This is a genomic window from Aeromonas sp. QDB11, from assembly GCF_027705265.1.
GTDB classification, from domain to species: domain Bacteria; phylum Pseudomonadota; class Gammaproteobacteria; order Enterobacterales; family Aeromonadaceae; genus Aeromonas; species Aeromonas allosaccharophila.
Genome location: NZ_JAPDBM010000024.1, coordinates 1 through 18,244, shown reverse-complemented (window position 1 = coordinate 18,244; position 18,244 = coordinate 1). Strand labels below are relative to the sequence as shown.

14 protein-coding genes are annotated in these 18,244 nt (G+C 58.4%); 8 read left to right on the top strand and 6 right to left on the bottom strand.

The window, feature by feature from the left end; all coding sequences use genetic code 11:
* The first annotated feature begins 30 nt into the window (after positions 1–30).
* From OKC40_RS10150 to OKC40_RS10140, 3 genes are all read left to right on the top strand, one after another.
* Positions 31–762 (top strand): substrate-binding periplasmic protein, encoded by a 732-nt coding sequence (locus OKC40_RS10150; protein WP_234604176.1) that lies wholly within the window; start codon positions 31–33, stop codon positions 760–762.
* A gap of 99 nt (positions 763–861) precedes the next feature.
* On the top strand, positions 862–1,869 hold the full coding sequence (gene btuC, locus OKC40_RS10145) for a vitamin B12 ABC transporter permease BtuC (RefSeq protein WP_270795045.1): 1,008 nt from the start codon (positions 862–864) through the stop codon (positions 1,867–1,869).
* Positions 1,870–1,934: 65 nt separating this feature from the next.
* Positions 1,935–2,732: an ATP-binding cassette domain-containing protein gene (locus OKC40_RS10140; protein ID WP_234604186.1), complete on the top strand. Its 798-nt coding sequence runs from the start codon at positions 1,935–1,937 to the stop codon at positions 2,730–2,732.
* A 237-nt stretch (positions 2,733–2,969) separates the two neighbouring features.
* Here OKC40_RS10140 and OKC40_RS10135 read toward each other — a convergent pair whose 3' ends face one another.
* Positions 2,970–4,037, bottom strand: a complete 1,068-nt coding sequence (locus OKC40_RS10135) for a 3-deoxy-7-phosphoheptulonate synthase (protein ID WP_270795043.1) — start codon at positions 4,035–4,037, stop codon at positions 2,970–2,972.
* 144 nt (positions 4,038–4,181) lie between these two features.
* On the opposite strand from OKC40_RS10135, the gene OKC40_RS10130 reads away from it, so the two are divergent.
* Positions 4,182–4,562, top strand: a complete 381-nt coding sequence (locus tag OKC40_RS10130; protein WP_075112066.1) for a diacylglycerol kinase — start codon at positions 4,182–4,184, stop codon at positions 4,560–4,562.
* Positions 4,563–4,766: 204 nt separating this feature from the next.
* On the opposite strand, the gene serA is transcribed toward OKC40_RS10130, so the two are convergent.
* From serA to OKC40_RS10110, 4 genes are all read right to left on the bottom strand, one after another.
* The gene (gene serA / locus OKC40_RS10125; RefSeq protein ID WP_075113090.1) at positions 4,767–5,999 is read right to left on the bottom strand and encodes a phosphoglycerate dehydrogenase; all 1,233 of its coding nucleotides are present in this window, start codon (positions 5,997–5,999) and stop codon (positions 4,767–4,769) included.
* Positions 6,000–6,324: 325 nt separating this feature from the next.
* Positions 6,325–6,978, bottom strand: a complete 654-nt coding sequence (gene rpiA, locus OKC40_RS10120; protein ID WP_042656049.1) for a ribose-5-phosphate isomerase RpiA — start codon at positions 6,976–6,978, stop codon at positions 6,325–6,327.
* A 161-nt stretch (positions 6,979–7,139) separates the two neighbouring features.
* Positions 7,140–7,736: a 5-formyltetrahydrofolate cyclo-ligase gene (locus tag OKC40_RS10115; protein ID WP_042057745.1), complete on the bottom strand. Its 597-nt coding sequence runs from the start codon at positions 7,734–7,736 to the stop codon at positions 7,140–7,142.
* A gap of 217 nt (positions 7,737–7,953) precedes the next feature.
* A complete protein-coding gene (locus OKC40_RS10110) occupies positions 7,954–9,288 on the bottom strand; it encodes a Na+/H+ antiporter NhaC family protein (protein WP_270795040.1) in 1,335 nt (444 codons plus the stop codon).
* Positions 9,289–9,621: 333 nt separating this feature from the next.
* Between OKC40_RS10110 and dapB the strand changes: the two genes are divergently transcribed.
* From dapB to OKC40_RS10090, 4 genes are all read left to right on the top strand, one after another.
* Complete coding sequence (gene dapB, locus OKC40_RS10105) at positions 9,622–10,434, top strand: 4-hydroxy-tetrahydrodipicolinate reductase (RefSeq protein ID WP_042058198.1); 813 nt, start codon at positions 9,622–9,624, stop codon at positions 10,432–10,434.
* Between the two features lie 669 nt (positions 10,435–11,103).
* The gene (gene carA, locus OKC40_RS10100) at positions 11,104–12,240 is read left to right on the top strand and encodes a glutamine-hydrolyzing carbamoyl-phosphate synthase small subunit (RefSeq protein WP_058054049.1); all 1,137 of its coding nucleotides are present in this window, start codon (positions 11,104–11,106) and stop codon (positions 12,238–12,240) included.
* A 20-nt stretch (positions 12,241–12,260) separates the two neighbouring features.
* Positions 12,261–15,485 (top strand): carbamoyl-phosphate synthase large subunit, encoded by a 3,225-nt coding sequence (gene carB / locus OKC40_RS10095; RefSeq protein ID WP_270795037.1) that lies wholly within the window; start codon positions 12,261–12,263, stop codon positions 15,483–15,485.
* 300 nt (positions 15,486–15,785) lie between these two features.
* Positions 15,786–16,952, top strand: a complete 1,167-nt coding sequence (locus OKC40_RS10090) for a DUF1615 domain-containing protein (RefSeq protein WP_270795036.1) — start codon at positions 15,786–15,788, stop codon at positions 16,950–16,952.
* 72 nt (positions 16,953–17,024) lie between these two features.
* On the opposite strand, the gene OKC40_RS10085 is transcribed toward OKC40_RS10090, so the two are convergent.
* Positions 17,025–18,056, bottom strand: coding sequence for a DUF4917 family protein (locus OKC40_RS10085; protein ID WP_270795035.1), 1,032 nt, complete (start codon positions 18,054–18,056; stop codon positions 17,025–17,027).
* Positions 18,057–18,244 lie beyond the last annotated feature (188 nt).

Sequence of the window (18,244 nt, the reverse complement as noted above, 5' to 3'; positions counted from 1 at the left end):
AGGATCGGGCCGTGCGAGGTATGCGACGGGATGGGCAAGTTAAGTTGGATAGCGTTGTTACTGTTATTTGCCATGCCGGTGCGAGCGACCCCGACGCTGACGGTGGCCACCGATCTGTGGCCGCCGTTTCGTATCCTGCAACCGGATGGCCGGTTTTACGGACTGGACATGGATATTCTGCAACAGCTGGAGAGCCGCAGTGGCATTCGCTTCAAGGTGAAACGGATGCCCTGGGGACGGGCGCTCAAGCAGATGCAGACCGGTCGGGTCGATCTGATGATTGGCCTCGCCTATACCACCGAGCGGGCGCAGTTCATCGACTATCTGCTGCCTGCCTACTACCAGTGCTGGCCCGCGTTTTATGGTCAGCCGGTCAATGTGGCCCGGATCCACCAATACAACGATTTGCAGGGGGTGAAGGTGGGCTATGTGCTCAACTCCGCCTACTTTGAGCCCTTCAACTCTGACAGTCGTCTCGACAAGCACGGGGTGCCCACCGAGGAGCAGTTGCTGCGCATGGTGCAGCGCGGTCACCTGCCGTTGATGATTGGCACCGACTGTCAGGTGGACTATGCCCTGAGTCAGGGAAATGCCAACCGGGTGAGTAAGGCGGACTACCGCCCCGCTAGTCCGGTGACCCTCTATCTGGGGATGAGCAAGCACTCACCTCACCAGTCGCTGCGCCAGCCCTTGTTGGTGGCGCTGCAAAATCTGGTGGCCAGTGGCGAGATAAGCGTGATGGCCAAGCGTTACCAGCCTTGACCTTGGGTGGCAAGCCGCTGTTATCATGCCCTTTTCCTGCTTTCCCCCGGCTCTGCGACAGGGCCGGGGATAAAGCCTAGTTATTGTCGGGGATCATCCTTGTACCTCTCCCTTATCGCCCGCCAGCAGCGCTGGCAGCGGCGCTGGCTCTGTGGCCTGACGCTGTTGACCCTGTTGCTGTTTCTCTTCTCCCTCATCTGGGGCGAGTTTGTGCTGCTGCCCTGGCAGCCCCTTGGCGATCTCGAACAGCGCATCCTGCTGGAGCTGCGGCTGCCGCGTGCCCTGCTGGCCCTGCTGGCAGGCGCAGCGCTCGCCTGTGGCGGCGCCGTGCTGCAGGTGATGCTGCACAATCCGGTGGCGGAGCCCGGGCTACTTGGCGTTTCGAGCGGAGCAGGACTGGCCGCTATGGTGGCGATGGCGGTGGCCAAATCCCTAGGCTTATATTTGCCAGGCTGGGGGCTGTCGCTGGCGGCCTTTGGTGGCGCCTTGCTGGTCACCATGCTGCTCATTCGGCTGGCTCGCCGTGCTCGTCTCGGCCATGCCCGCTTGCTGCTGTTTGGCGTGGCCATCGGTATTCTCACCAATGCCGCCATGACCTGGCTGATGTACTTTGCCGACGACGGCTCCTTGCGTGAATTCATGTTCTGGATGATGGGCAGCCTCTCTTACGGCAGCCAGCAGTTCGGCTGGTGGTGGCTGGTGCTGCCGCTCACTCTGAGCTGGCTATGCTGGCAGGGCAAGGCGCTGCAACAGTTGCTGCTGGGGGAGACCCAGGCCCGCCTGATGGGGATGGATGTGGACAGGATGCGGGTGCGGCTGGTGCTGGCGGTCTGCCTGCTTACCGGTGTGGCGGTGTCGCTGTGCGGCGTGATCGGTTTTGTCGGGCTGGTGGTGCCCCATCTGCTGCGGCTCTGTGGCGGCAGCGATCAGCGCTTCCTGCTGCCCGCCTCGGCGCTCGGCGGCGGGGCCCTGCTGCTGGCGGCCGATCTGTTAGCCCGCTCGGCACTCAGTGCCGGTGAGTTGCCCATCGGCGTCATCACCGCCTCGGTGGGGGCGCCGCTCTTTATCTACCTGCTATTGAGGCAAACTGCCGATGGTGCTGCATGAATATCTGCATGATTTGGTCGGGGCGCGCAGTCTCCTTATTTACCCGTTGTTGAGGCTAGATGCCGATGTCGCCTGCTGATCCCATCTCTGTTGCTGCTCTTGCTGCTGACACGTTGCTGGAGGCGCGTGCACTCGCCATTGCCGGGCGGCTCTCCCCCCTCGATCTGCGCTGGCATGGCGGCCAGCTGGTGGCTCTGCTCGGCCCCAATGGCAGTGGCAAGTCGACCCTGCTCGGCGCGTTGGCGGGGATCTTGCCCGCCGATGGCGCCGTGCTGCTGGGGGGGGAAGTGCTCACTGACCTGAGTTGGCCGGAGCTTGCCAAACGGCGTGCCATGTTGCCCCAGCGCCAGCCTCAGTTGTTTCATATTCCGGTGTTTCAGGTGTTGAGCCTGGGGCTCGGTCAGGGGGTTGCGTCCGCCAGACAGAACGAGGCGATCGGGGCGCTGTGCGAGGCCCTGGAGCTGGAGGCTTTGCTGGCACGTGATTTCAGCCGCTTGTCGGGAGGCGAGCAGCAGCGGGTACTGATTGCCCGCACCCTGCTGCAGGTGTGGCCGAGCCTCAATCCGACCGGCAAGGTGCTGCTGCTGGACGAGCCGCTGGCGGGGCTCGACTTGCATCATCAGCTGGCGCTGTTGCGGTTGCTGAAAACCCTCGCCGCTCAGGGTTTGTTGGTAGTGCTCGCCATCCACGATATCAATCTGGCCATCGACTGGGCCGACCGCATCCTCTGTCTGCAACAGGGCGCCGTGGTGCGCGAAGGGGGCGTCGAGCTGGTGGATGAGGCGCTACTGGCGCAGGTATTCCAGATCCGCACCGACCGCATCGAAGCCGCTGGCCGAGTCTGGTTTATGCCCAGTTTATAAGCGGGGTATAGGAAAGAGTGCGCGTGTAGGGTCGATTAGCGAAGCGTAATCGGCCGACAGCAAGAAGAAGGGGCCGGTATCAACAATACCGGCCCCTTTTGGTTTTCTTCGCAGTGCAAGCCTGTTTGCTCAGACGTACCGGCATTGCTTCTGCCAGCATGGCCAGCAGGGTTTCGGTGTCGCTCCCTGACAGGCAGGCATCTGTGATGCTCTGGCCGAAGGGTGATGACGCAGCCGTTACCGCAGGTTTGCTTTGTTCAACTGCACCTGCGCCGCCTCTGCCAGCATGGCCAGCAGGGTTTCGGTGTCGTTCCACGACAGGCAGGCATCGGTGATGCTCTGGCCAAAGGTGGCGGCGCAGCCGTTCTCCACATCCTGACGCCCTTCCACCAGGAAGCTCTCGGCCATGATACCGGCGATGCCGGTGCGGCCGCGGCGCAGCTGATCGCAGATATCTTGCGCCACCAGCAGCTGACGGCGGTGATCCTTCATGCTGTTGCCGTGGCTGAAATCGACCACCAGACGCTCCGGCAGGCCCACATCGGCCAACGCTTCACACGCTTCATCGACACTGGCGGTGTCGTAGTTCGGTCGGTGGCCACCACGCAGGATCACATGACCAAAGGGGTTACCGGCGGTGCGGTAGATGGTCATCTTGCCGTCCTTGTCCGGCGAATAGAAGATGTGGCTGTGGCGGGCGGCGCGCACCGCATCGATGGCGATACGGGTATTGCCGTCGGTGCCGTTCTTGAAGCCGACCGGGCAGGAGAGGGCCGAAGCCATCTCGCGGTGTACCTGGGATTCGGTGGTGCGCGCGCCGATGGCGCCCCAGGTGATGAGGTCGGCAATATACTGGCCGGTCACCATATCGAGGAATTCGGTGGCGGTAGGCATGCCGAGCTCATTGATATCGACCAGCAGCTTGCGCGCCAGTTTCAGCCCTTCGTTGACGTCGAAACTGCCATCGAGGCGTGGATCGTTGATCAGCCCCTTCCAGCCGACGATGGTGCGCGGCTTCTCGAAGTAGGTGCGCATCACGATGCAGAGGCTCTCTTTGTACTGCTCGCGCAGGGCATTGAGACGCAGGGCATACTCGCGAGCAGCAGCGGGATCATGGATAGAGCAGGGGCCGACGATGACCAGCAGGCGCTGATCGTCTCCGGCCAGAATGGCTTCCACTTCGCGACGGGCATCCAGCAGATTCTGGGCAATGGTATCGGTGATCGGAAACGCGTGTGCGAGCTCGCTCGGAGTGATCAGTGACTCCAGGCGACGGGTGCGCAATTCATCTGTGTGAATGGACATACAACTCAAGTCTCGAGTGGGTGGTGTCAGCCGCAAGGGGCGAAAAAGCAAAGAGATAAAATAAAGCAAAAGTCCCCTGATTGAAACCTTGGGGGGCTCTGATAGGATGTGAGGCCAAAATCGATTCCAAATGAGGTAGATAGCGTGGCAAAGCCAGGGGCAACCGGGGTCACCCGCATCATCAACGCAACCGGTTACAGCATCAAGGGGCTCAAGTCAGCCTGGATTAATGAGGCGGCGTTTCGGCAGGAGCTGATGCTGATCCTGTTGCTGATGCCACTGGCCTTCTGGCTGGGGGATTCTCTCAACCAGATCCTGCTGCTTATCGTCATCAGCTGGCTGGTGGTGATCGTCGAGATCCTCAACTCCGCCATCGAAGCCGTGGTTGACAGGGTTGGCTCCGAGCATCACGAGCTCTCCGGCCGCGCCAAGGATCTCGGTTCTGCTGCGGTGTTTATCGCGCTGGCCCTCAATGCGCTGGTTTGGGGCGCGCTGGTAGGCCGCAATCTGTTGGGCTGGTGGTAGATCACATATCTTGCGGGTGCGTTTGCACCCTCTCTCCGGGAGAGGGCAGGGTGAGGGTTGAATCTTCTGCCCCTCATCCCCAACCCTTCTCCCGCGAGGGGAGAAGGGGGCAAAAGCGCCAAGACGCGGACGTGCGTTGAGCATCGCATCATAAAAAAGCCCGTCATCACGACGGGCTTTTTGCTGGGTGGCTCTGCAGGTTAATCAGTGCAGGATGCGGGCGCGGATGGTGCCGCTGATCTCCTTGAGCTTGGCGAGCGCCTTCTCGCTGTGCTCGGTCTCCACGTCGATCACCACGTAACCGATATGACTGCTGGTCTGCAGGTATTGACCGGCGATGTTGATCCCCTCTTCGGCGAAGATCTGGTTGATCTTGTTCATCACGCCCGGCTGGTTGCGGTGAATGTGCAGCAGGCGGCTGGAGCCCTTGTGGCCCGGCAGCGACACCTCCGGGAAGTTGACGGCGGAGAGGGTGGAGCCGTTGTCGGAGTATTTGACCAGCTTGTTGGCCACTTCCAGCCCGATGTTCTCCTGCGCTTCATGGGTGGTGCCACCGATGTGCGGGGTAAGGATGACGTTCTCCAGCCCACGCAGCGGGCTTTGGAACTCCTCGTCATTGGACTTGGGCTCGACCGGGAAGACGTCGATGGCGGCGCCGGCGATATGGCCGCTCTTGATGACGTCTGCCAGCGCGTCGATATCCACCACGGTACCGCGGGCGGCGTTGATGAAGATGGCGCCCGGTTTCATCATCCGCAGCTGCTCGGCACCGATCATGTTCTTGGTGGAGGCGGTCTCCGGCACGTGCAGGCTGATGACGTCAGACATATTGAGCAGCTCGATCATGCTCGGCACCTGAATGGCGTTACCCAGCGAGAGCTTGTTCTCGATATCGTAGTAATAAACCTTCATGCCGATGCTCTCGGCGATGATGCCAAGCTGGGTACCGATGTGGCCATAGCCGATGATGCCAAGCTTCTTGCCGCGCGCTTCCACCGAGCGATTGGCCAGTTTTTCCCACACGCCGCGATGGCACTTGGCGTTTTTCTCGGGGATGCCGCGCAGCAGCAGCAGGATCTCACCCAGTACCAGCTCGGCGACCGAGCGGGTGTTGGAGAAGGGGGCGTTGAAGACCGGAATGCCGCGGATCTGGGCCGCTTCCAGCTCGACCTGGTTGGTGCCGATGCAGAAGCAGCCGATGGCGACCAGCTTGTTGGCGGCGTCGAGTACCTTCTCGGTGATCTGGGTGCGGGAGCGCAGCCCGATGAAATGAACGTCGCGGATCTGCTCGATCAGCTCCTCTTCGGAGAGAGAGGTCTTCAGATACTCCACACTGGTGTAACCTGCGGCACGAAAGGTCTCTACGGTGTTGGGATGGACTCCCTCCAGCAGCAGAACCTTGATTTTATCCTTGTCCAACGAAAACTTGGCAGTCATGACGATCCCTCTGTATGTGCAAACGTAAGTGCAGATTTGGTGTGCGAAGAAAACCGTAAAGTAGCAAAAACGTTTGGGAGAGGGAATATTTGTGACGAAAGTCAAATTCTTTGAAGTTATCAACGATTGTTGTAAACATCCGTATGCAACTTGTTGAGGGATAAATAAAAACGGCGCCATCAGGCGCCGTCATTTATTCACAGTGCAATGTTTGGGTCAGTATCCCATCCCGGGGGCCAATCAACGCCGCTGCTGCTCCAGAACGGGCAGAGTGGCGATGGCGGACGAGGGACTATGCCGCTGCACTGTGCCATCGGGGTCGGGATTACTGGGTAATCACGCCATCCGGCGTACCGATCAGGACCACATCGGCGCCACGGGCGGCGAACAGGCCGTTGGTGACGGTGCCTACGATGGCGTTGAGCTGCACTTCCAGCGCCTTGGCGTCGGTAATGGCCATGCCTTTCACATCCAGAATGTGGTTGCCGTTGTCGGTGACCACCCCTTCACGCCAGACCGGGTTGCCACCCAGTTTGCGGATTTCGCGGGCCACGTATTCGCGGGCCATCGGGATCACTTCCACCGGCAGCGGGAACTGGCCCAGCACCTCGACGGTTTTGGTGTTGTCGATGATGCAGATGAACTTGTCAGCCACGGCGGCAACAATTTTCTCGCGGGTCAGGGCCGCGCCACCGCCCTTGATCATGTCGCGGGTGCCGTTGATCTCGTCGGCGCCATCCACATAGACGGAGAGGGCGTCGATCTCGTTGAGATCATACACGGTGATGCCGAAGCCCTTGAGGCGCTCGGTGGAGGCCACGGAGCTGGATACCGCCCCCTTGATCTCGTCCTTCATGGTCGCCAGCGCGTCGATAAAGTGGTTGACGGTAGAGCCGGTACCCACCCCGACGATGGTGCCGGGAACCACATACTTGAGCGCAGCCCAACCGGCCGCCTTCTTCATTTCATCTTGAGTCATGATCGTTCCTTAAGAAAAAAGCGGGCGCATTATATCCAACCCTGTACCCCGTCGCGACCTTGTTGCTCACGTTCCGGGGCAAAAAGCGGTGATAGGTAAATCGTTTGCCTGTTTATTCTGCGTTTGCGCGCACAAAGCCGGGGTTGCCGGCCAAAAACAGCCTATTCAAAGCGCCAGCAGTAGCTCGGGGTGATGATCTGGGGCAGTGGCACATCCCACTCCTCTTGCGGGACCGCATCCACCTGCTGGCAGTCGTGGGCAATACCGAGTGGCTTGGGGCCCAGTTTGTGCTCATGCCAGATGGCGAGGGTGCGATCGTAGTAGCCGCCGCCCATGCCAAGGCGATTGCCCTGGGCATCGAAGGCAACCAGCGGGGTGCAAATCAGGTCAAGGGTGCTGTGGGGCACCACCTGCAGGATATCCAGCTCCGGCTCTTCGATGCCGTAGCGGTTGCGCACCATGGGGCTGGTGGCGGTGTAGCGCAAAAAGAGCAGGTGACCCGGGGTAAAGGGGTGGAGCACCGGCAGGTAGACCTCTTTGTGCTGGGCCCACAGCCAGTGGATGGTGGGCAGGGGATTGATCTCCCCGTCATTGGCCAGATAGAGGGCAATGCGCTTGGCGGCGAGGATCTCGGGGTGTTGCTTGAACTGGGCCAGCAGCTGTTGGGCCGCCGCTTGCTGCTCGGCCGGACTCAGATTTTTGCGGCGTTGACGAACCAGTTGGCGCAGGGATTGACGTTCGGGTTGGGACTCATGCATGGGGAACCTCTGGTATAGCTGCGCATCGATGGCTTGAACGCGCTCTACCTTAGCACATTCACTCTGGACGTTAAGGGGGGGTGACAGGGGAACACTCGCCCCGAACGGCTGATGCCAAGGGGCGGTGGGATAAATGCTGGCGTATCCGATAGTGAATCAACAAGGGCTAAGGTGCGGCCCCTGTTGATGGCATCTCAGCACGCCAGCGTCTGGTCTGTTACTTGTCAGCCTTGCTGCGCATCTGATGCTTCACGAACACGGCAATCAGTGCCGCCACAGCGAGCGCCATCGGGTAGAAACTCATGCTCACCACCGCCAGCGGCGACAGGGCGAAGATGGAGCCCAGCAGCAGCGCCTGTGCGCCCCAGGGGATCAGACCCTGTACCACGCAGGAGAAGATATCCAGCATGGATGCGGCGCGGCGCGGGGTTACACCGTGGTGTTCGGCGAGATCCCGGGCCACCTTGCTGGCGACGATAATGGCTACCGTGTTGTTGGCGGTGCAGAGGTTGGTGAGGCTCACCACCCCGGCGATGCCGAGCTCGGCCGCTTTCTCGTTCTGTTCGCCGTTGTGCTCTCGAGTGAAACGTGCAATCAGGGCGCTGATGCGCTCGCTGATCCAGGCCAGACCACCCTGACGCTCCATCAGGGCGCCGAGGCCGCCGATCAGCATGGAGAGCAGGAAGATCTCCTGCATGCCGGTAAAGCCCTGATAGATATCCTTGCTGAACTGACCGATGGCGTAGCCGTTGACCATGCCCACCGCACCGGCGGCCAGAATGCCGATCCCCAGCACCACGAACACATTCACCCCAGCGAGCGCCAACCCCAGAATGAGCAGGTAAGGCATCACCTTGAACAGCTCGATGGCAGTGTCGTTGGCAGGGGCTTCACCCACAGACCCCAGGGTCAGATAGAGCAGGATCACCGCGATGGCAGCAGGGGCGGCAATCTTGAAGTTCTCGCGGAACTTGTCCTTCATCTCGCACCCCTGGCTGCGGGTGGCAGCGATGGTGGTGTCAGAGATGATGGAGAGGTTATCGCCAAACATGGCGCCAGAAAGAATGGTACCTGCCATCAGCACCGGATCGATACCGGCTGCCTGCGCCACACCCAGGGCAACGGGGGCCACGGCACCTATGGTGCCCATGGAGGTACCCATGGCGGTAGCAATAAAGGCAGAGATAAGGAACAGACCGGGCAGCAGCGCCCAGCCGGGGATGAGGGAGAGACCGAGCGCCACGGTGGCATCAACCCCGCCGGTGGCCTTGGCCACGCTGGCAAAGGCGCCCGCCAGCAGATAGATAAGGCACATCGCCATGATGTTGCTGTGGCCAACCCCTTTGAAGAAGGTCTCCAGATTGCTGTTGAAGCCCTCTTTGCCAAGCAGCAGGGCGAGCATCACGGCAGGCAGTGCCGCCACGGGGGCGGGCAGCTGATAGAAGGCGAACTCGACCCCCTGCAGGGTCAGCCAGGTACCGGTACCGATAAAGAGTGCGAGAAAAACCAGAAGTGGCAGCAAGGCCCTGGCACTGGGTTGAGTCTGGATCATGTGTTCCTCTGAAATTGAACAATGACCTCCTGTCATTAACTGCTTTGTACCTGTATCGGATAGAGATAGGGGGGAAAACAGGGCGGGCATCCTGCCGCATTGGGGGGCCCACAGTAGTGAGTCAACCCTGCAAGGTCAAGATAGACGTCCAGACGGATAGGTGTTTTTGTTTGGTGATTTTGTCTGTGTGATTAAATCCGTCAAATATTCTGATTTATCCAATATTTCCGTTTATATGTCGAGATGGTGTGGTGGCGCAGAGTGAGCTTTTCAAAGCGGGCGCGGGCTGGTAAAACGGTCTCTTTCCATAATAAAAGAGATGAGAGGGTGGAGATGGACAATCCGATCCGTGTGGCCGTGATGGGCTGTAATGGTCGTATGGGCAAGGTGTTGCTGGAGGCCATTACTCATGCCGATGGCGTTGTGGTCGGTGCAGCGCTGGAGCGGCCGGGCTCTGCGGTGATCGGTCTCGATGCCGGTGAGCTCAACGGGCTGGGCCATCTGGGGGTGGCGATCAGCGACAGCCTGGACAAGGTGCGCGATGAGTTTGATCTTATCATCGACTTCACTCGCCCCGAGGTGACGCTGGCCAATCTGGCCTTTGCGCTGGCCCACCACAAGCAGATGGTGATCGGCACCACCGGCTTTGACGAGGCAGGCAAGGCCGCCCTGAAAGAGGCAGGCAAGCAGATCGGTATCGTGTTCGCCTCCAACTACTCGGTCGGGGTCAACCTGGTGTTCAAGCTGCTGGAGCAGGCTGCCAAGGTGATGGGGGACTATACCGATATCGAGATCATCGAAGGGCACCATCGTCACAAGGTGGATGCGCCGTCCGGCACCGCGCTCTCCATGGGCGAAGTGGTCGCCAAAACCCTGGGCCGCGATCTCAAGGAGTGCGCCGTCTATGGCCGCGAGGGGATCACCGGTGAGCGGGATCGCAACACCATCGGCTTTGCCACCATCCGCGCCGGCGATCTGGTGGGGGAGCACACCGTCATGTTTGCCGATATCGGCGAGCGGGTGGAGATTAGCCACAAGGCCTCCAGCCGTCTGACCTTCGCCAACGGTGCGGTGCGGGCGGGCAAGTGGCTTGGCCAGCAGGGTGCCGGTCTTTATGACATGCAGGACGTGCTCAATCTCAAGTGATGCCTCTGTGCGGCACGGTTGTGCGACTTGTATCCAGTGAAGAACCCCGGCTTGCCGGGGTTTTTGCTGTCTGCTGTTCAGAGTTTGTGTAAAAAGATGGTTTGTGGCAATTTTTCATCCAAACGCCTTATAAATCGCATTATTGATTTATCCTCCAGATTTTTCCTTTCTGAATGTCATCGCCAGGTAACGGATTTGAGCATCTTTATGGCTGGCGCAGCCATTTTTTTACACATCACGAAAAAGACTAAAAATTCAAACACAGAAAAACGTTTTCTATTTTTCCCGTTCAGCTTTGTCGCCAAAAAGAAGTCAAATTCATCAACAATCATTTTTATTTTAAAAATAAACTAATTGTTTTTATTGGGTTTTTTGTTGGTTTTTGTCGCTATTGCGGGCTTGGGCGCGTCTTTTGGTAGTGGTTTTTCCTTTTCTTTCGCGAGAGGGGGTTGCAAAGCGATGGAGTGCATAGATAATGGGTAATGTTGCTTGTTTATTGAATTTAGATGCATTTCATCTGAGAAAAGACGTTGAAATGCCACTTTTTTTAAGTAGAATGCGCCCAATTTGCCAGAAATCTGCCGGGTTCGAGTCCTGTCCAAGACCGGAACCGAGCCCGCAACACCCAGGTAAATTGCTGAATTTAAAGCTAAATAACTGGAGGTTGTCTTGAATCACACTGCATTGCTAGTGCTGGAAGATGGAACTGTGTTCAAAGGCGTGTCGATAGGCGCCGAGGGATGTTCCGTTGGTGAAGTGGTTTTCAATACGTCGATGACGGGCTATCAGGAAATCCTCACCGATCCCTCTTATTCCCGTCAGATAGTCACCCTCACTTACCCCCATATAGGCAACACCGGCACCAACAGCGAAGATGAAGAGTCCAGTCAAATCCACGCTCAGGGATTGATCATCCGGGACCTTCCGATACTTGCCTCCAATTTCCGCAATCAGCAATCCCTCTCCGAATACCTCAAGTCTCACAACATCGTTGGCATCGCCGACATCGACACCCGTAAACTGACCCGCATCCTGCGCGAGAAAGGCGCTCAGGCTGGCTGCATTCTGGCTGGCAAGCAGATAGATGAAGCGTTCGCCCTCGAGCAGGCCCGCGCCTTCCCCGGTCTGAAGGGGATGGACTTGGCCAAAGAGGTGACGGTTGGTGAGGCGTACAACTGGACAGAAGGCAGCTGGCAGCTTGGCAAGGGGCACGTCACCCCGGATGCCGACCAGCTGAAATACCACGTGGTGGCCTATGACTTTGGCGTCAAGCGCAACATCCTGCGGATGCTGGTTGACCGTGGCTGCCGCCTGACCGTGGTGCCCGCCAAGACCCCGGCCGCCGAGGTACTGGCGATGAACCCGGATGGCATCTTCCTCTCCAATGGCCCAGGCGACCCCGAGCCCTGCGACTACGCCATCGAGGCCATCAAGGCTTTCCTCAATACCAACACGCCGGTATTTGGCATCTGTCTGGGCCACCAGCTGCTGGGTCTGGCCTCCGGTGCCAAGACCGTCAAGATGAAGTTTGGCCACCACGGTGCCAACCACCCGGTGAAGAGCCTCGATGACAACACCGTGATGATCACTGCCCAGAACCACGGCTTTGCGGTAGACGAGAACAGCCTGCCGGATTGCCTGCGTGCCACCCACGTCTCCCTGTTCGACGGGTCGCTGCAGGGCATCCATCGCACCGACCGTCCGGCCTTCAGCTTCCAGGGTCACCCCGAAGCGAGCCCGGGCCCGCACGATTGTGCCGGTCTCTTTGACCACTTTATTGAATTGATTAAGCAGTATCGCGCCTAAGGAATAGAGGAAAGAGTTTCATGCCAAAACGTAACGACCTTCAGAGCATCCTGATCCTCGGCGCCGGCCCCATCGTCATCGGCCAGGCCTGCGAATTTGACTACTCCGGCGCCCAGGCGTGCAAAGCCCTGCGTGAGGAGGGCTACCGCGTCATTCTGGTCAACTCCAACCCGGCCACCATCATGACCGACCCGGAGATGGCGGACGCCACCTACATCGAGCCCATTACCTGGGAAGTGGTGCGCGAAATCATCAAGAAAGAGCGCCCGGACGCCATCCTGCCCACCATGGGTGGCCAGACTGCGCTCAACTGCGCACTGGATCTGGAGAAGCACGGCGTGCTGGCCGAGTTCGGTGTCGAGATGATCGGCGCCACTGCCGATGCCATCGACAAGGCCGAAGATCGCCGTCGCTTTGACATCGCCATGAAGAGCATCGGCCTCGAGTGCCCGCGCGCCGGTATCGCCCACAACATGGAAGAGGCGTGGGGCGTGCAGCAGATGGTCGGTTTCCCCTGCATCATCCGTCCCTCCTTTACCATGGGCGGCTCGGGCGGCGGCATCGCCTACAACACCGAAGAGTTCGTCGAGATCTGCGAGCGCGGTCTGGACTTGTCGCCGACCAAAGAGCTGCTCATCGATGAGTCGCTGATCGGCTGGAAAGAGTACGAGATGGAGGTGGTGCGCGATCGCAACGACAACTGCATCATCGTCTGCGCCATCGAAAACTTCGACCCCATGGGTATCCACACCGGTGACTCCATCACGGTCGCGCCAGCCCAGACGCTGACCGACAAGGAGTACCAGCTGATGCGCAACGCCTCGATGGCGGTGCTGCGCGAGATCGGCGTCGAGACCGGCGGCTCCAACGTCCAGTTCGGCATCAACCCGAAAGATGGCCGTATGGTCATCATCGAGATGAACCCGCGGGTGTCGCGCTCCTCTGCGCTGGCCTCCAAGGCGACCGGCTTCCCCATCGCCAAGATTGCGGCCAAGCTCGCCATCGGTTACACCCTCGACGAGCTGATGAACGACATCACCGGCGGCCGCACCCCGGCCTCCTTCGAGCCGGCCATCGACTACGTGGTCACCAAGGTGCCGCGCTTCAACTTTGAAAAGTTCGCCGGTGCCAACGACCGTCTGACTACCCAGATGAAGTCGGTCGGTGAAGTGATGGCCATTGGCCGCAACTTCCAGGAGTCCCTGCACAAGGCGCTGCGCAGCCTCGAGACCGGCAAAACCGGCTTCGACCCCATGGTTGACCTCAATGCCCCGGACTCCCTGACCCGCATCCGTCACGAGCTGCAGGACGCCGGTTGCGACCGTATCTGGTACATCGCCGATGCGTTCCGCGCCGGTCTCTCCATGGATGGCATCTTCAAGCTGACCAAGATTGACCCCTGGTTCCTGGTGCAAATTGAAGATCTGGTGAAGCTGGAAGAAGAGGTGAAAGAGCGCGGCATGGCCGGTCTCGATGCCGACTTCCTGCGCGCCCTGAAGCGCAAAGGCTTTGCCGATGCGCGTCTGGCCAAGATCCTCGGTGTGGCCGAAGGCGAAGTGCGCAAGCTGCGTGCCCGCCACAACATCTTCCCGGTCTACAAGCGGGTCGATACCTGCGCCGCCGAGTTCGCCACCAACACCGCCTACATGTACTCCAGCTATGACGAGGAGTGCGAAGCGGCGCCGAGCAACCGCGACAAGATCATGATCATCGGCGGCGGCCCGAACCGTATCGGTCAGGGTATCGAGTTCGACTACTGCTGCGTACACGCGGCGCTGGCCCTGCGCGAAGACGGTTACGAGACCATCATGGTCAACTGCAACCCCGAGACCGTCTCCACCGACTACGACACCTCGGATCGTCTCTACTTCGAGCCGGTGACCCTGGAAGATGTGCTGGAAATCGTGCGCATCGAAAAACCCAAGGGCGTCATCGTCCAGTATGGTGGCCAGACCCCGCTGAAACTGGCTCGCGCGCTGGAAGCCAACGGCGTGCCGATTATCGGTACCAGCCCGGATGCCATCGACCGCGCCGAAGACCGCGAGCGCTTCCAGTCTGCCGTTGAGCGCCTCGGCCTCAAGCAGCCGGAAAATGGCACAGTCACCGCGCTGGAGCAGGCGGTACTGACCGCCGAGCGGATCACCTACCCGCTGGTGGTGCGTCCCTCCTACGTGTTGGGTGGCCGCGCCATGGAGATCGTCTATGACGAGACCGACCTGCGTCGCTACTTCGCCGAGGCGGTGAGCGTCTCCAACGAATCGCCGGTACTGCTGGACCGCTTCCTGGACGATGCCACCGAGCTGGACGTGGATGCCATCTGCGACGGCACCGATGTGGTCATCGGCGGCATCATGGAGCATATCGAGCAGGCCGGTATCCACTCCGGTGACTCCGGCTGCTCCTTGCCTCCCTATACCTTGTCCAGGAAAATTCAGGACGAGATCCGCGAGCAAGTGCGCAAGTTGGCGCTGGAGCTCGGCGTTATCGGCCTGATGAACGTGCAGTTCGCGGTCAAGGGCGATGACATCTACCTCATCGAGGTGAACCCGCGTGCCGCCCGTACCGTGCCGTTCGTTTCCAAGGCGACCGGTGCGCCGCTGGCCAAGATTGCCGCCCGCGTGATGGCCGGTCAGTCGCTGCAAGCACAGGGCTTTACCAAAGAGATCATCCCGCCCTACTACTCGGTGAAAGAGGTGGTACTGCCGTTCGCCAAGTTCCCTGGGGTTGACCCGCTGCTGGGGCCAGAGATGCGCTCTACCGGTGAGGTAATGGGGGTGGGCAACAGCTTTGCCGAGGCCTATGCCAAGGCGCAGCTGGGTGCCAACCACGCCGTACCGAAAGAGGGGCGAGCCCTGCTGTCGGTGCGTCACAGTGACAAGGCGCAAGTGGTCGACTTGGCCGCCAAGCTGCTGGAGCTGGGCTACGAGCTGGATGCCACTCACGGCACCGCAGTCGCACTGGGTGAAGCGAGCATCAACCCGCGCCTGGTCAACAAGGTGCATGAAGGTCGCCCGCACATTCTCGACCGCATCAAGAATGGCGAGTACACCTACATCGTCAACACCGCCGAAGGGCGGGTAGCGATCCAGGACTCCAAGCAGCTGCGCCGCGCCGCCTTGCAGAACAAGGTGGCTTATACCACCACCATGAATGAGGCGTTTGCCACCTGCATGGCCATCAGCGTGGATGCCACCGCCAACGTCAACTCGGTGCAGGAGCTGCACCAGAAGGTGAAAAACCGCTAAGCGGTTTGCATCGGGTATCAGCCCGACTCGCCAGACGACCAACCCCCGCCAGTGATGGCGGGGGTTTCTTTTTATCTGTCGCTAACCGTTCAGTTCGGGCCGGGTGAGTCATTGATGACGGTGATGAGTGCTGCATCGCAGACAGCGGATTGCGCGTGAGGTGGCAAAAGCAGGCAAGGGGAGGGGATGTCGCGAGCGCGGGTTTCAACTGCCGCAGGCAATCCTCTACAATGGCGCCACTTTGCTTGTCAGTGCAGTGCCGAGGCACTGCCTGTAGGGCCTACAAAAATGGACATGCTTATGACCGCTTTGCCTTCCTGTCGTCTTCTCGCCTTCTGCTCTGCCTTGCTGCTGGCCGGTTGTGCCAGTGATCCTGCTTCTGCTCCTACGCCGAGCGACGCAACGGGCACAACCACTCCAGCCCAAAAAGCGACACCACCGGCCATGCAGCCGCGCAAACCGGCGGATATGAAGAGCCGCATCGTGCGCTTCTTGCCCCGTCAGGTGCCTGACAAACAGGGGTGGGCCAACGACGTGGTGACGGCGCTCACCACCCAGGGGGTGACGGTCAATGACCACAACGTCTGTACCGTGCTGGCGGTGGCGGAGCAGGAGGCGACCTATCAGGCCGACCCTGTGGTGCCTGGCCTTGGCAAGATCGCCTGGAAGGAAATCAACTCGCGGGCGGCCAAGCTGCTGATCCCCGAATTTATGGTGCGGGCCGCGCTCTCTATCAACTCGCCGACCGGCAAGAGCTACGCCGAGCGGATCGACAAGTTGCGTACCGAGCGGGAGATGAGCGAAATTTTCGAAGACATGATCAGCATGCTGCCGATGGGCAAGACGCTGTTTGGCAACATGAACCCGGTGCATACCGGTGGCCCGATGCAGGTGAGCATCGCCTTTGCCGAGGCCAACACCCGTGGCTACCCCTATTCAATCAAGGACTCCATTCGCCACGAAGTCTTTACCCGTCGCGGCGGCATCTGGTTTGGCACCAAGCATATCTTCGGCTATGAGGCGGAGTACTCCGATACCCTCTACCGCTTCGCCGATTTCAACGCCGGCTGGTATGCCAGTCGCAATGCCGCTTTTCAAGCCGCCGTCAGCCGCTTGAGTGGCAAAACCCTGGCGCTGGACGGGGATCTTATCCGCTATGACTCGGATCTGCCGGGCAACACTGAGCTTGCCGTCTACACCCTCGCCAACCGGGTCAATATGAGCAAACAGGCGATCCACCAGAGCCTCAAACTTGGCGATACCGCCGAGTTTGCCGAGACCGACCTCTACCATCGCATCTTTACCCTGGCCGACAAGCAAGCGGGCAAGCGGCAGCCCCGCGCCATCCTGCCCGGCATTGTGCTAAAGAGCCCGAAAATCACTCGCAACCTCACCACCGCCTGGTTTGCCAAGCGGGTGGATGACAGGGAACAACGCTGCGTGCGGCAGATGGCGACCATTCGCTAATTCGCTAAGAAGCATCAAGGGCGGCCAATTGGCCGCCATATATTTCATCGTTTATCTAAAACACTCAGGATATTAACGCCAAACAGGGACAGTCTTTGCATCAAACAAGTTCACTTTACACTTAAACTTCCCTTTTATACGTTCAATATGTTTCCTATCGTCCTCCGAGTAGACGCCGATGTAAATGCTTAATAATCTGTCAGGCATTTTTCGACCTGGCTTAGCTGCGATGTTTATTGCATTTATAATGTGTTCATCATATTCGCCAAAGTTAAACCCAAAGGTTATCAATGAGCCTTCAATAGCACATAATGCATCATAGCAATAAGTTAAATATCGATTGTGAAGGATATGATTTAACTTTTCGTCGCCATTTCCTGATGCAACAAAAATGGGGTATTGTGAACTATGAATTCGATCTTTTATATTTTCAAGAATGTACTTCTTAGGTGTGTATTGTTCTTTGGTTATGTGAATTCCTTGGTCAAATATTAGAAGGGAACCATGAAGGTAATGGATGTTTTGTTTATCTCTATGCAATCCCCACCGTAGTTCAGAAAATTCAGGTTCATCAGCTGAACTATCCTCGATATCTCTACCGAAACCATCTATATGGTGGAACGTACCTTTTCGCAACAATACCCAATATAACAATATGTCATAGTTCGTACTGAATATATTGCCATTGTTAGATATAAATGGAGATAAAAACCTAGCGCACGTATTGATTTCATCGTCAGAAAGTTTGAATACATGCTCAGGATGTAATGCTTCAACAGCATCAATTAGGCTCTCTTTTAGCTGTTGACTGGTTTGTAATATGTCACTTTCTAAGTTTTTGTCACAACCAAAAACACGGGCTAGATCAATGAAGTTATCTAGTTGTTGCATGACAAGTTCGAAGTTCTTGGTCTTGACTATGTCAAACAGAGACTTGATCTTTAAGTTATCTTGAGAGCTTATAAAATTATGTAGTGCGTTATATGAAAAAATTTCAGAGTTGTAAGCCATGCTGAATCCGTTACCCAGAAGTAAGTGGATTTGCCGTTGTTTGGCTTTCAGCTCGCTTGTTATTTGCTGATATGTTTTTAGGTTCTGGCTCATACTATTCTCCACCTGTACTCTCTAAATAACTGTTCCGAATAGTAGATCACTGGAGGAAGGGAACTCAGTCCAGTTTGTGCAATCTCATTAGTCGCCAAACAAAACAAGCCGCACCCAAAGGACTGAGTTGATGCCTATCCTACCACCCCTGCCACGACCACAACGGCGCCGCATTCACAAAATCATCC